The sequence below is a fragment of the Pseudoalteromonas sp. HL-AS2 genome (genome assembly GCF_031198805.1).
GTDB classification, from domain to species: Bacteria; Pseudomonadota; Gammaproteobacteria; order Enterobacterales; family Alteromonadaceae; genus Pseudoalteromonas; species Pseudoalteromonas nigrifaciens.
In genome coordinates this window covers 2,590,615-2,604,813 of record NZ_CP133571.1, presented here as the reverse complement: position 1 = coordinate 2,604,813, position 14,199 = coordinate 2,590,615, and the positions used below count along the sequence as shown (strand labels likewise).

Sequence of the window (14,199 nt, the reverse complement as noted above, 5' to 3'; positions counted from 1 at the left end):
CCGTAGCGATTAATTAAAAGTGCTTACTCCACACCTAAACATTTAAGCGTCGCGGGGTAGGCCTTTTTCAACAATTCTGATAAGCCTTGCGGTTTTACGCAGTATAGTACCTTGCTTATTGCGTTGCTGTTGCAGCGCCCAATTTATATGCTCTAAAACCAGTTCACTGCAAGCTAAGCTTTTATCTTCTAGGGCATGAATAATGCTAGGGCTAAATTCAGCATTACCTAAGCCTACAGCCAAATTACGCAACCAACGCTCGTGGCCAATACGACGAATAGGGCTGCCTTCGGTGTTTTTTAAAAAAGTGGCTTCATCCCAAGCAAACAGCTCAAGCAGGTCTTTATCTTTTAATTGGGTGCGCGGATGAAAATCATTTTCGTCGGTAAGTTGGCCATAACGATTCCACGGGCAAACTAATTGGCAGTCGTCACAACCATAAATGCGGTTACCTAATAATGTTCGGTATTGCTCTGGAATAGGGCCTTGTAGCTCAATGGTTAAGTACGATATACACTTACGTGCATCTACCACGTAGGGCTCAACAATAGCGCCAGTTGGGCATAGCGTTATACAAGCTACGCATTTACCACAGCCTTCAAAGGTGTTTTCTGCATCTATGGGCAGCGGTAAATCAACAAATAACTCACCTAAAAAAAACCAAGAACCGGCTTCTTTATTAATAAGTAATGAGTGTTTACCGCGCCAGCCCAAGCCTGCTTTTTCAGCAAGTTGGCGCTCAAGTACCGGGGCTGAGTCGACAAAAGGCCTAAAACCGTATTCGCCAATTTCGAGCTCTATTTTTTGGCCTAATTTTTTTAAGCGATTACGCATTAATTTATGGTAGTCGCGGCCAAGAGCATAGCGACTTATATACGCTTTTTCTGAGTTTTTAAGGGTTTTGGCAAAACCTGCATCGGGGGGCAGGTAATTCATTTTTACCGAAATAACACGCTGCGTTCCGGGCACTAACTCAGCAGGGCGAGCGCGTTTCATACCATGAGCGGCCATGTAATCCATATTGCCATGGTAGCCGGCGTCGAGCCAACGTTGCAGCTGCGTTTCATGCTTGCTTAAGTCTATATCAGTAATACCTACTTCGCTAAAGCCAAGCTCTTGTCCCCACGCTTTAATTTGTTGGGCAAGGTTTTTATAATCAGGAACTGCGTCGCTCACATGCATCACACGGTTAAATAAATAGCTGGGTAATTTAACATATTTAGCTTATGGGTAAAACGCTTGTTATACCCATAAGCTTGTTAGCAAATACCTATTTTTAATAAAATAGGTATTACTGCACAAAGCGTTTTAGTTGTTGTTGTGTTTGTTGGCTGAGGGTTTGTGATTGTTGGCAATCATTAAGTGCTGTATCTATGGTTTGTTTGGCTTGCTCGCCAAGCGCTACAATATGCTCTACCGATTGGTGGGTTTGATTTTGTGTTTGCTCAAGTAAGTGCACAGCCTCGGCAATTTGTTGTAACTGTTGCTGGTTATGCTCAAATTCAGTAAGCATATTAGTAAAACCATTAGAAGTACTATTAATTGATTTTTGCGCATTGTGTGAGTGAGTAATTAATTGCTCTGACTCTTTATTTGTTTCGTTTACTAGCTCGTTCATTTGGTTTATAAAATCACTAATTTGCCGCGTTGCACCACTTACCTTAATTGAAAGAGTACGCACTTCATCGGCAACTACCGCAAAACCACGTCCCGCATCACCGGCTCTTGCTGCTTCAATGGCGGCATTTAGGGCTAGTAGATTGGTTTGATCAGAAAACTCTTCCACCATTTTTAAAATGCTACGAATGTTTTCACTGTTTTCTTTTAAGCCTGAAATAGTTGCCGAAAAGCCGGTTAGCATATCGGTTATTAATTTTACTTGTTGCACTAAGGCCGACAACTCTGTTGCCGAAAGCTTAACAAAATTTAAATGCTCACTATTTATTTTATGCACGCTGTCGGTATTGCTTACTATATTTTGTAAGCTCTGCGCTATTTGGTTGCTGGCATTTATAATGGTATGGCTTAAATGTATTTGTTGTCCGCTTAATTGCTCAGTATGTTGCATAGACTGAGTTACTTGCTCGGTACTTTGCACACCAGCTTGGGCGCTATTGTAGGTTGTGTTTAGTAGCTGATTTAAATGAGTAGTAAAAAGATTGTATTGCTCGCTTAGTTCACGAAACTCATCATAAGTAAAATGGGGTAACTTTGCCGATAAGTCTGCATCTTGCTGGTTTATATTTATTAGCGTGTCGCGCATTGCCTTGACTGGGCGCACCATTAAAAATCGCATATAAAATAGGGTGAAAATAAAGCCAGCCACAATCACTAAAGCTAATGCCCAAAATAACCCAGTACTTTGTTGGTTTAGGGTTAAGCTTTCATACAGCCAAAATAAAGTAATAGCCTGAAATAAAAATACAAAACTTAAATTACCCACAATTTTGCGCGTTAAGGTAAAAAAAAGTGTTTTTTCTAAAAAATTATAAATTCGCATATAGCTACTCATTATGTACAGACCATTTGGTTATTATTAATCACCTAAGTAAGCTTTAGTTTGTGCCGGATAATTTGTAAAAATACCATCCACACCTAAATCTAGCATCAGCTTTATATCTTGTTGTTTGTCTACAGTGTACGCATAAATTATTAAACCACGTTGTTTTGCATCATCTACAAAGGCTTTATTTATAAAGTTTTGATCTACATGAACACTGTACGCGCCTAAGTCTTCAGCAAACTTTGCATAATTAATTGGTATAGATGACGTTAGTGCACCCATTTTTAGCCAAGGTAAGCGTTTTTTTAACCAGGCTAGTTGATGATGATCGAACGACGACACTAAAATGTTATCTGCTGATATGCGTTTTTCTGTAATGTTTTTTTCAACTTGAGTAGCAAACTGTTCAAGATTAAAAGTATGTTTTAGCTCTAAATTTAAGAGTGTTTGATTATTATTCCAATCAAAAAGTTGCTGTAAAGTTGGTACTTTTTCGCCATTACCAGCATTGAGTTGCATAATGTGAGCAGCAGTAAAGTTACACACTTTACCTACGCCGTTAGTGGTTCTATCAAGCCAAGTGTCGTGAATGATCATGTAATCATCAAGTGCGCTTTGTACATCTACTTCAATGCCGTCAACGCCTATTTGTAAGGCCGCCATAATGGCGCTTTGGGTGTTCTCTGGAAAGTGCCCACTGGCACCGCGATGGGCAAATACTTTCATTGGCGTGATTTCCGTGCAATAGACCAAGTTTCAAAACAAGCAGCGCTAACAATTAATGCACCACCAATAAAAGTGGCGATAGAGGGGCGCTCATGCAAAATAATAATAGCTAATAATGTGCCGTAAAGTGGCTGAAGGCAAGCAATTAGCCCCGCGGTTGCCGCCGATAAATGCTTTAAACTGGCAGCAAATAATGAGTGTGGAGCTGCGGTAAATATAACTCCCGCAACTAAAATAAGCACCAAATCGTGATTAGTGGTCGCATAAATAGGCACTTCAATAAACGCGCAAAGCATTAGGCTGGCAACCAAGGTTTGATAAAACATGGTTTGCGGGCCACCGTATTGATTAAAATAGCGCTTATGAATGATATTACGAATGGCAAAAAAGAACGCCGAAATAACCCCAGTGATCACCCCAAGTGTTACATCATTCCCTAAATTTGTATTAGGTATTAATAAATAAATGCCGATTAACACTACCGCCGCACTAATAATATCTTTTGCTTTGGGCTTACTTTTATGAAAAAACGGTTCTAAAAACACGGTTATTACCGGGTAGCTAAAAAAAGCCAACATACCAATGGTGATCCCAGCAAGTTGCATTCCCGCAAAATAAGTTACCCAATGTATGCCTACTGCCACACCGAGTAACAGGGCAATTAAGTAATCTTTACCTTGGTTTAGCTTAATCGGCTTTTTTTGCATGCCGAGCAAAATAAAAATAGCGATGCCGGCTATGGCTGCACGATACACGGTAATGTCGAGTGCATTTAAACCAATTAACTTTGCAAATAGCGCAGTGCCGCCAAAGAGTAATACGGCAATGTGTAGGTAAATTAAACTTTGCTGTTGCGACTGCATGTTATTTCCTTATGTTGGCTCATCTAAATATTGCAGACAATGGTTAAGATGAGTTTTTGAGTTTTCGTGACAAATGTAAGCAAAGTTAGTTGTATTTAAGGTAATGTAACTAAAATCGAATTTACTTTTAATATTCGTTTAGCTTACACTCGTTAGTAGGTTACTGCGTTTAAAATTGATAAATACAGGAATTAAACGTTTATTTGTAAAGTTGTGCGTAAAAACACTAAACCAAGCTTGAGTGTATTAATAACAAAAACGCGCTGCTGAAACAGCATTAATAATTAAAATAATGAAAAATGAGGGAATAAATGACACGTTTTATAGCAATAAAAACCGAAGAAAGCACGGCCGTTTTAACCATGAATACCCCCGAAAACCGCCATAATCCAGAGTTTTTGGCTGAGTTTAATCAGCATCTTGATCAAATAGAAGCCGATAAAAATATTAAGTCGGTGGTGCTTACATCTAACAGTGAAAAAAATTGGTCATTGGGAATCGATCTAGAGTGGATGGCTAATACGAGTAATACCCCAGAAACAATTGCCGGCTTTATGAGCGATGTAACCGCGTTATTAAAACGCATTATTACGTTTCCTATGCCGATTATTGCCGCGTTAAACGGCCATACTTTTGGTAATGGTGCAGTATTGGCCTGCGCTTGTGATTTTAGGCTAATGAAATCTGATAAGGGATTTTTTTGTTTTCCTGAAGTCGATGTGATGGTGCCATTTTTACCCTCAATGTTTCCTATTATTAATAAAGCTATTCCACAAGCCTTTTTTAACCGTTTAGCTATGTCGGGTATGCGAGTAGGGGCACAAGAGTTATTAGATAACAAAGTAGTAGAAGCTATTTTTGCCGATGAAGCTCAATTACAAGCAGGTGCGCTGGGCTTTGCACAACAGTTTAATAAAAACCGTTGGATTTACGCTCAAAATAAAACCCAAATGAATAAACAAATAGTGTTAACCATGGAAACAGAAGATCCGATCTTTATCGATAATATCAGTAAATTGTTATGGAAAAATTTACAGCAAAAACAATTCTAACTTAGCGTCAAACAGGCCTTAATGAGTTTGTTTGAGCTACTAATTTTAGTTACTAATTTTAGTTACTAATTTTAACTTATAGCAGAATAAACCCGCCACAAAATTAAGGGCGGGTTAAGCCCGGTTAGGCTAAGTTTTTAAATACAAAAAGTAAGGTAAAAGTGCTTTATTAAAAGTTTAATAGCTTTTACCTGTCTCATTTTAGCTATATGGGTTAAAATACCTACATAACCAAACTAACAAGATAGTGAATGTCAAACCAAGATCCAAATCTCAGTCGAGAACAAGAAAAGTACGAAAACCCAGTCCCTAGCCGTGAGTTTATACTTACTCACCTTCAAGAGCGTTCAAAACCTGCTAACTATGCACAGTTATGTGAAGAACTAGCGGTAAACGATGAAGAACGGCAAATCGCATTTAAACGCCGCCTTCGTGCTATGGAACGTGACGGTCAGCTGTATTTTAATAAGCATAAATGTTACGCCCTAATTGACGAAGCCGGTTTAACTAAAGGCAAAGTAGTAGGCCACAGAGACGGTTTTGGCTTTTTAGAAGTTGAAGGCGAGAATAAAGATTGGTTTATTGCTAAACACCAAATGAATATGGTGTTACATGGCGACATTGTACTTGCTAAAGGCACTAAACGTGGCTCTGGCTCAAAATGCGATGCACGTATTATAAAAGTACTTACCAACGAGCGCGCGCCTATTGTTGGCCGCTATTTTGTTGAGCATGGTATTGCCGTAGTGGTTGCCGAAGATCCGCGTATTACCCAAGACATAATGATTTTACCGGGAAGCGAAAACGGCGCGCGCCACAACCAAATGGTGCAAGTTAAAATAACGCAAAACCCCACCCGAAATATGAACGCGGTAGGTAAAGTAATTGACGTACTTGGCGAGCATTTAGCCCCAGGTATGGAAATAGAAGTTGCCCTGCGTAACCACGATATTCCGCACGTTTGGCCTGAAGAAGTTGAAGCGCAAGTAGCCCACCTTGGCGAATTTGTTGACGAGGCTGACAAGCAAAACCGCGTAGATTTACGCGACCTACCTTTAGTAACCATAGATGGCGAAGACGCACGCGACTTTGATGATGCCGTTTATTGTGAGCCTAAAAAGTCAGGTGGTTGGCGTTTATGGGTTGCTATTGCCGATGTGTCGCATTACGTAGGTATGAACACCCCGCTAAACAAAGAAGCCATAGAGCGTGGTAACTCAGTGTATTTTCCTGAGCAAGTAATTCCTATGCTGCCTAAAGTATTGTCTAACGGCTTATGTTCGCTTAACCCTGAAGTTGATCGCTTATGTATGGTTGCCGAAATGACAGTGTCAGATTCGGGCAAGCTTTCGGGTTATAAGTTTTACGAAGCGATAATGAATTCGCATGCACGTTTAACTTACACCAAAGTAAATGCCATTTTACAAAACGATGAAAAACTACGTAAAGAATATGCGCATGTAGTGCCACATTTAACCGATTTACAGCAAATGTATTTAGCGCTTAAATCGGCTCGCCAAGAGCGTGGTGCAATTGAGTTTGAAACTCTCGAAACTCGTTTTGTATTTAACGCACAGCGTAAAATAGAATCGATAGTGCCGGTTATTCGTAACGATGCGCACAAACTTATTGAAGAATGTATGATTTTAGCCAACGTATCGGCGGCTAAATTACTTGAAAAACACGAAGCCAGCGCGCTATTTCGTGTCCATGACGAGCCAGATAGCGAAAAACTAGGTAACTTTACTAAGTTTTTAGGCGAACTTGGTATTGAGAGCACGTTAAGCGACGAGCCAACACCTAAAGAAATTACTCAAGTGCTAGCTCGTTTAGGCGATCGCCCAGAAGCAGAGCTTATTCAAACCATGCTGCTGCGCTCAATGAAGCAAGCTGTGTATCAACCAGATAACATAGGCCACTTTGGTTTAGCCTTATCTGCTTATGCGCACTTTACTTCACCAATTCGTCGTTACCCCGACTTAGTAGTGCATCGTGCTATAAAAGCGGTACTAAAAGCACAAGGCCAACATACTTCAGGCGAATACGCATACACAGATGACGAAGTAGATAAGTTAGGTGAGCAGTGTTCTACCACAGAGCGCCGCGCCGACGATGCTACTCGCGAAGTAGCCGATTGGTTAAAATGTGAGTTTATGCAAGATCACGTTGGCACTGAGTTTGACGGTGTTATTTCATCGGTAACCAATTTTGGTTTATTCATTCGTTTAGATGATTTGCAAATTGATGGCCTTATTCATGTTGCCAACTTAGGCAATGAATTTTTTGCCCATGATGCCGCAAAACATTGTTTAATAGGCGAGCAAACGCACAAAGTATATCGCCTTGGCGATAAAGTAACGGTAAGTGTTGCATCGGTTAGCTTAGAAGACAGACGCATAAACTTAACCCTTAAAGGCGATAAAGCGCAAGACCGATACACGCGCCGCCGTGGGCCAAAAGGCACTGATAAATCTGAGCATGCACCTGCGAGTGTACGCTCACAGTTAAAAGCAGGCAAAGTACCGGGTAAAAAATCGCATGGCGATGAAAAACCTAAAGGTAAAAAAAGGCCAGCAAGCAAAGATAAAGGTAAACCTGCAAATAAGTCGGCAACTAAACCAGCTGACAAAAAAGCAGTAGATGCCACAGCAAATAAAAAACCTAAAAAAAAGGCCGTTAAAAAGCCTAAAAGAGTAGGCAAAAATGCCCGCAAACGTAATACCCCAGGAGCAGAAAATACGTGAGTAATGAATTAATTTTTGGTTTTCATTCTGTTGAAGCGATTTTAGCAAGCGAACCAGAGCGTTTTGTAGAAATTTACGCGCTTAAAGGGCGTGACGATAAACGCTCAACCCCGATTATTGATGAAGCACTTAAATTTGGTATTTCAGTACAGTACATGCAACGCAAAGCCCTTGATAGCAAATCAAAAGGCGAGCAGCATCAAGGTATTATTGCCAACGTAAAAGCAGCACCAACGTTTAACGAAAAAGATCTTGATGCGATTATTGCACGTGAAGATACTCCATTTTTGTTAGTGCTTGATGGCATTACTGATCCGCATAACTTAGGTGCATGTTTACGTAGTGCCGACGCCGCTGGCGTACATGCTGTAATTGTACCTAAAGATCGCTCAGCTAAGCTTAACGGCACAGCGCGTAAAGTTGCCTGTGGCGCAGCCGAAACAGTACCGCTTATTCAGGTTACTAACCTTGCACGTACATTGCGCGAAATTAAAGACGCTGGTGTTTGGGTTGTAGGCACTGCAGGCGAAACAGATAACCACGTATTTGATGCCAGCTTAACAGGGCCAATGGCTATTGTTATGGGTGCCGAAGGCGAAGGCATGCGCCGTTTAACCCGCGAGCATTGCGACTTGTTAGTTAAAATACCTATGGCGGGAACGGTTTCAAGCTTAAACGTATCGGTAGCCACAGGTATTTGTTTATTTGAAGTATTACGCCAACGTAGCGTTAATAACTAAGTTATTAACTGGCTCGTTTAAGCAATAAAAAACCGAGGTTGAAAATTCAATCTCGGTTTTTTTGTGTTCGTAATTTAATGCGGTTGTTATAAACGGTTCAATAACAAGGCAATAATTTAGATGTGTAGTGCTTCCTACATAAAAAATTATTAACGCTGTTAGTAAGTAGTATTGCCTTAAAAGCACAGGTAAACGGTTCAATAACAAAGCAACAATTTAGATGTGTAGTGTTTCCTACATAAAAAATTATTAACGCTGTTAGTAAGTAGTATTGCCTTAAAAGCGCAGGTAAACGGTTCAATAACAAGGCAATAATTTAGATGTGTAGTGTTTCCTGCATAAAAAATTATTAACGCTGTTAGTGAGCCGTTTAACCAGCTTTCAACTTAGAATGAGTAGCTGTAGCCCAACTGTAGGGTACGAGGCTTACCTGGTTGAATACCGCCATTAGCACGATTAGCAATGTAGGTTTTATCAAACAAGTTATCAACGCTTAAGTATACTTTTTGATTGTCGTCGATGCGGTATTTAGCGGCTAAATCCCATACCACACGGCTATTAATAGCATTTAAGCCAGAGTCGGTTAAATCTGCATGTGAGTCAGATACATAGCGCAGTTGGCTGTGTACAACAAATGCTGATAATTCAGCACCCATAGAGAGTGCTACTTGGTTTTTTGGCACGTAAGGCATAGCGTCGCCTTTTTCTACTGTGCCCCAAATTTCTGAATCAAAAGTGTTTTTAAATTCAGAATCTGTGTAGGTGTAAGTTAACTTAACCGGGAACATAACAGTATCGGTGTTAAAAGTATGGCCTGCACTAAATTCAACGCCAGAAACAGCTACTTCACCATAGTTATATTGATCGCCAATGTTCTCATCGCTACACCCTACAGCGGCAGTACAATTACCGTGCATGTTGTCGTAATCAGAATAAAACGCAATAATTTCACCATTAATACCGCTTACGTTATAGCGTGAACCAAATTCAATATTTACACTTTTTTCTTCTTCTTGGTCGGCATTACCCGGCGCGGCTGGCGCATAACCTTGTTGAATACCAGCAAGTAGAGTGATGTTGTCGTTTACTGTGTAAGTTGCACCGAGTGACGGCACTAAAATATCAGTGTCGTTCGACACATTTTTAGTTAAACCATTGCTGCGTGTAGGATCCGACTTTGCCCACTCTTCACGGGTAATCGTAATGTCTTCGAAGCGCAGGCCAGCACTGATCACTAATGCATCTAGCGTCCATTCGTCTTGAATAAATAAAGTACGTGCAGTGGCACTATCTACGCGGTTACTGTCAGAACCCGGAACTCCGCGCTCTGTCAGTGTCATGCTTAAGTCTTGATTAAGCGTGTACTCGTCTTGCCACTGAAAGCGATCCATTTCGTCTTCATGGTAACGCATACCCACAGTTATATAGTGATTGCCAGCAGGAATATGCAGCTCAGACTGAATACCTTTAGCTTGGTAGTCGCGGTTATTTGCTTTTATAGCAATGCCTTCAATACCTTGTGTGGTAGGGTTGGCTTCAAATTCGCTGTACTGCTCAAGGTAGCTTTCGCTTACTTTACTGGCTTTATACCAGTTACGATGAAAGTCGTTTAAATATGCCGTAGCAAGTAGTTCGTAACCTGCACCAAAGCGATATGCATAGTTAAGTTGATAAGCATTGTGACGGGTATTCATTTCATCATTTTGCGATGCCGCATAACGATGGTATGGCGTTGCTTGGTAATCGGCATCGGTTAAGCCCATGTAAGTTTCGTCTGATGTTTCGTCTGAATACTTAATTTTTAGCTCAAGGTTATGCGCGTCATTTTTACCAAATGTATGGCCTAACTTTAATAGTAAGTCAGTTTTTTCAAAGCCGGTGTTGTCATCGCCAACTGGCAGGTCTTTAAAACCATCTGCGCCGTAGGTAAATACTTCAATTAAACCCGCGGTATTGTTTTTTTCTTTGGCAAAATAAGCATGGCCTTTATAGTAGCCATCGCTACCTAAGGCAGCATCAAGCATACCTGTTGAGCTATTAGGCTCGGTTGGTAAGCTGCGCGATAATAAGTTTAAAACGCCGCCTGTAGTACGTGGACCATATTTAACCGATGCAGCACCTTTTAATACTTCAATAGACTCCATGCGGCCCATAGTAGGGAAGTAATAAGCCGAAGGAGCCGAGTAAGGCGCAGGTGCTACAAGTACACCATCTTCCATTACTGATATTTTGTCGTTACGACCAGTGCCAGTTCCGCGCATACCTATATTAGGGCGCAGGCCGTAGCCGTCTTCTTCTTGTACGTAAACACCAGGTACAGAGGCTAAAACACGAGAAATGTCGGTAAATTCAAATTTTTGCAGCTCAGCATCCGAAATAAACGTTGCAGAGCCCGGAATATCGTTAATAGCTTGTTGTGAGCCTATAACTGTAATTTGTTCAAAGTTACGCTCTACCTTACCCATATCTTTTGCCATTGCAGTTGCACTAATAGACAAGGCAACCGCAGTTGCAAGGGTAGATACTAAAAACTTATGTGCCATTGAGACTATCCTAAATTGAGTCAATTAACTAAATTGGCGCAATTTAAACACGTTAACGAATGAGAATCAATGTTATTCAGTGTTTGCGTGTGTAAGTTTTTATAACTAAAAATCTTCATATATATAACTTTTAATATATGAAGATTTGTTGGCTAGTATGTGTATAAAGCAGGTTAGCCTAAGCGAAGTTTTATAAATTCGGCCAGTTTAAAAACGGCATTTTCTGGCTCACTGGCCGTTTTTACTAAGCTAATACCAATATCACCCAAGGATGGTAAAAATTTGGTTTTAAGTTGATAGTTTAGCTCGTTTGGTACAGTACTTTTAGCCAGCACTGTAATGCCTAAGCCTTCTTTTAGCGCAGCAATAAGCCCAGTTAAATCGGCGTTGCTATACACAATACGATACTTTATTCCCGACCTTTCTAGCGCCTCTATAGCTCGGCGTCTGTAAATACACCCCTCGGGAGCGGTAACCAAAGTAACAGTGTCGTTTTGTGCCAGCGACAAGTCGCCCACCCATACCAGCTGATCTTGCTTAAAAATAGGAAATTGCTCCGAGTCGAGCTGCTCGTTGAGTGCCAGTACTAAATCAAACTGATCTTGGCGTTCTTGCGATAATAAATGCTTACTTAAACGCGATTTAACTTCCAGCGATACTTCAGGGTATAAAGCTACAAAGTCGCCAATAATAGAGGGTAAAATACGCGCTGCAAATTCGCTTGGAATACCCAAACGTACTCGGCCGGTAATACTTTCTGAGGTAAATAGCTGCAAAATGGCATCGTTGTGTTGCATCATTTGTTTAGCCATTGGCAATAATAGCTCGCCATATTGATTAAGCACTTGGCGTTGGCCTTGTTTTTTAAATAATTTATAACCGAGCAAATCTTCTAAGCGCTTTATTTGCAGGCTAACCGCAGGTTGCGATAAGCCAAGTAAATCGCCGGCTTTAGCAAAGCCGCTGGCCTCTACTACCATTACAAAAGTGCGTAAACTATCTGTTGAAATGTTTTTCATATTTAAAATCACAATTAATATCGCCATATATATAAGCATTATTTATCAATTGATTAATAATTACAATTTGTTGTTGTACAGCGGGAGCAATATACTTTTGATATTATAAGTTTGATAGGTGTTTGTTATGACTTTTAGCCCCATTATGTTTGCCCGCCATAGCAAAGCTAACAGCGCGGTTATTAATTCTTTGCAGGCCAGCAACAACCACGTTGTAATAGACTTTAGCGGCACAGAAGCCTCGGTATTTTTAAGTAATATACTAGGCCACGATTTAACTAAGTTAACTGCCAGTGGTTTGGGTTTAATTGGCACCCTTGATGGCGATTTTAATTCTGATTATAGCTATGCCGTTTACTGCTTTAGCGAAACCGCTTTTAGATTTATATTACCGCACTGCGCAAGTCTGCAATTACAAGCACTTATAAACGAGCAACAACTGCGTTATGACATTGATTATGTTATGCGTACTGACCTAGCAAGCTTTATTTTAAGCGGCAGTAATGCCTTTGGCTCAATTGTAGAAGCCTTTAAATTAACGCCGGGTTTACGTCTTTCAGATGCACAATTATGTTACGGTACGCAAAGCGGTGACGTATTTATCACAGCCATAAATAAAAACGACCAGCAACAATTTGTACTGGTGGCTAAAACTCCTGAGCTGCAAAAGTGGCAAGAGTATATGCAAGCCCAAGGCTTTGCCCTTATTCAAGGCGCTGCAGCGTAAAATATTCACCCTAACTTGGGTGCTCACAGCTTAGTATTAATATTTGGCTGTGTTTAATTACAATTTGGCAGGCGTTAAACGCAGGCCATATTATTCCCCCTCATTAAATTGAGGCCACGCCCAAATAACTGGGTTAATTTAAAAGTGAAGGAATATCATGACTTCTAAAACAGTACTTTATGCTAAGCACCTTGAAGCGGGCGCTAAAATGGTTGATTTTCATGGCTGGGAAATGCCAATTAACTACGGCTCGCAAATAGAAGAGCATAATGCAGTACGCAACGATGCCGGTATGTTTGACGTATCGCACATGACCATTGTTGATATACAAGGCGAGCAAGCACAAGCATTTTTACAAAAACTAGTAGCAAACGATGTTGCTAAACTTACCGTACCTGGTAAAGCGTTATATACCCCAATGCTAAATGAGCAAGGCGGCGTAATTGACGACTTAATAATTTATTTTTTCAGTAACACCTCTTATCGCCTAGTTGTTAACTCAGCAACTCGCGAAAAAGACTTAGCTCACCTTGCTAAAATATCAGCCGATTTTGCCGTTACCGTTACAGAGCGTAACGAATTTGGCATGATTGCAGTGCAAGGCCCTAACGCTAAAGCTAAAACTGCCACATTATTAACAGCTGAGCAAAATGCAGCAATAGAGGGTATGAAACCGTTTTTTGGCGTGCAAACAGGTGATTTATTTATTGCCACAACGGGTTATACTGGCGAAGACGGTTACGAAATTGTAGTGCCAAAAGAGCAAGCTGCCGATTTATGGCAACAACTGTTAGACGCAGGAGTTGCACCAGCAGGTTTAGGCGCACGCGACACGCTACGTTTAGAAGCGGGCATGAACCTTTATGGCCTAGATATGGACGAAAGCGTATCTCCACTAGCGGCTAACATGGCTTGGACTATTGCATGGGAACCACAAAGTCGTGACTTTATTGGCCGTGATGTACTAGTACAACAACGCGCCGACCAAAGCACTGATAAACAAGTAGGCCTAGTGCTAGAAGAAAAAGGTATCTTGCGCAGTGGCTCTAAAGTAATTGTTGATGGTGGCGAAGGTGTTATTACTTCTGGCACTTTTTCACCAACACTGGGTTACAGTGTAGCGCTTGCACGTGTACCACGTTCAACGGGCGACACCGCTCAGGTAGAAATGCGTAAAAAATTAGTTACCGTAAAAGTAGTAAAGCCTGGCTTTGTACGTAACGGTAAATCAATACTTTAAAGTATAAATAAATTTAATTTTGGTGCTATCACCCAATATAAA

Annotated in this window: 11 protein-coding genes; 5 read left to right on the top strand and 6 right to left on the bottom strand. The window is 40.8% G+C overall.

Annotated elements, in window-relative coordinates; genetic code table 11:
• Window positions 1-42: 42 nt before the first annotated feature.
• The 4 genes from queG to RB215_RS12085 all read right to left on the bottom strand — a co-directional run bounded on the left by queG (window position 43) and on the right by RB215_RS12085 (window position 4,092).
• On the bottom strand, window positions 43-1,182 hold the full coding sequence (gene queG / locus RB215_RS12100) for a tRNA epoxyqueuosine(34) reductase QueG (protein WP_220488969.1): 1,140 nt from the start codon (window positions 1,180-1,182) through the stop codon (window positions 43-45).
• A gap of 109 nt (window positions 1,183-1,291) precedes the next feature.
• Window positions 1,292-2,512 carry a methyl-accepting chemotaxis protein gene (locus tag RB215_RS12095; protein WP_309216499.1) on the bottom strand — a complete coding sequence of 407 codons (1,221 nt, stop codon included), beginning with the start codon at window positions 2,510-2,512 and terminating at the stop codon, window positions 1,292-1,294.
• Window positions 2,513-2,536: 24 nt separating this feature from the next.
• Window positions 2,537-3,229, bottom strand: coding sequence for a glycerophosphodiester phosphodiesterase family protein (locus RB215_RS12090; protein WP_309216498.1), 693 nt, complete (start codon window positions 3,227-3,229; stop codon window positions 2,537-2,539).
• On the bottom strand, window positions 3,226-4,092 hold the full coding sequence (locus RB215_RS12085; protein WP_182676461.1) for a DMT family transporter: 867 nt from the start codon (window positions 4,090-4,092) through the stop codon (window positions 3,226-3,228). The genes RB215_RS12090 and RB215_RS12085 overlap by 4 nt, the downstream gene beginning before the upstream one ends.
• Window positions 4,093-4,403: 311 nt before the next feature.
• Between RB215_RS12085 and RB215_RS12080 the strand changes: the two genes are divergently transcribed.
• The 3 genes from RB215_RS12080 (at window position 4,404) to rlmB (ending at window position 8,628) form a co-directional block, all read left to right on the top strand.
• On the top strand, window positions 4,404-5,144 hold the full coding sequence (locus RB215_RS12080; RefSeq protein WP_309216496.1) for an enoyl-CoA hydratase/isomerase family protein: 741 nt from the start codon (window positions 4,404-4,406) through the stop codon (window positions 5,142-5,144).
• Window positions 5,145-5,395: 251 nt separating this feature from the next.
• Complete coding sequence (gene rnr / locus RB215_RS12075) at window positions 5,396-7,888, top strand: ribonuclease R (RefSeq protein ID WP_011329128.1); 2,493 nt, start codon at window positions 5,396-5,398, stop codon at window positions 7,886-7,888.
• The gene (gene rlmB / locus RB215_RS12070) at window positions 7,885-8,628 is read left to right on the top strand and encodes a 23S rRNA (guanosine(2251)-2'-O)-methyltransferase RlmB (RefSeq protein WP_011329127.1); all 744 of its coding nucleotides are present in this window, start codon (window positions 7,885-7,887) and stop codon (window positions 8,626-8,628) included. The genes rnr and rlmB overlap by 4 nt, the downstream gene beginning before the upstream one ends.
• Before the next feature lie 386 nt (window positions 8,629-9,014).
• Here the strand turns inward: rlmB and RB215_RS12065 are convergent, their stop codons facing one another.
• Together RB215_RS12065 and RB215_RS12060 are read right to left on the bottom strand one after the other, a co-directional pair.
• Window positions 9,015-11,171: a TonB-dependent receptor domain-containing protein gene (locus RB215_RS12065; RefSeq protein WP_309216493.1), complete on the bottom strand. Its 2,157-nt coding sequence runs from the start codon at window positions 11,169-11,171 to the stop codon at window positions 9,015-9,017.
• Between the two features lie 173 nt (window positions 11,172-11,344).
• Window positions 11,345-12,190 carry a LysR family transcriptional regulator gene (locus tag RB215_RS12060; protein ID WP_011329125.1) on the bottom strand — a complete coding sequence of 282 codons (846 nt, stop codon included), beginning with the start codon at window positions 12,188-12,190 and terminating at the stop codon, window positions 11,345-11,347.
• A 127-nt stretch (window positions 12,191-12,317) separates the two neighbouring features.
• Between RB215_RS12060 and RB215_RS12055 the strand changes: the two genes are divergently transcribed.
• Window positions 12,318-12,917, top strand: coding sequence for a hypothetical protein (locus RB215_RS12055; protein ID WP_309216492.1), 600 nt, complete (start codon window positions 12,318-12,320; stop codon window positions 12,915-12,917).
• A 157-nt stretch (window positions 12,918-13,074) separates the two neighbouring features.
• Entirely contained in the window at window positions 13,075-14,157 is a 1,083-nt protein-coding gene (gene gcvT, locus RB215_RS12050; RefSeq protein ID WP_011329123.1) for a glycine cleavage system aminomethyltransferase GcvT, read from the top strand.
• Window positions 14,158-14,199: the final 42 nt, after the last annotated feature.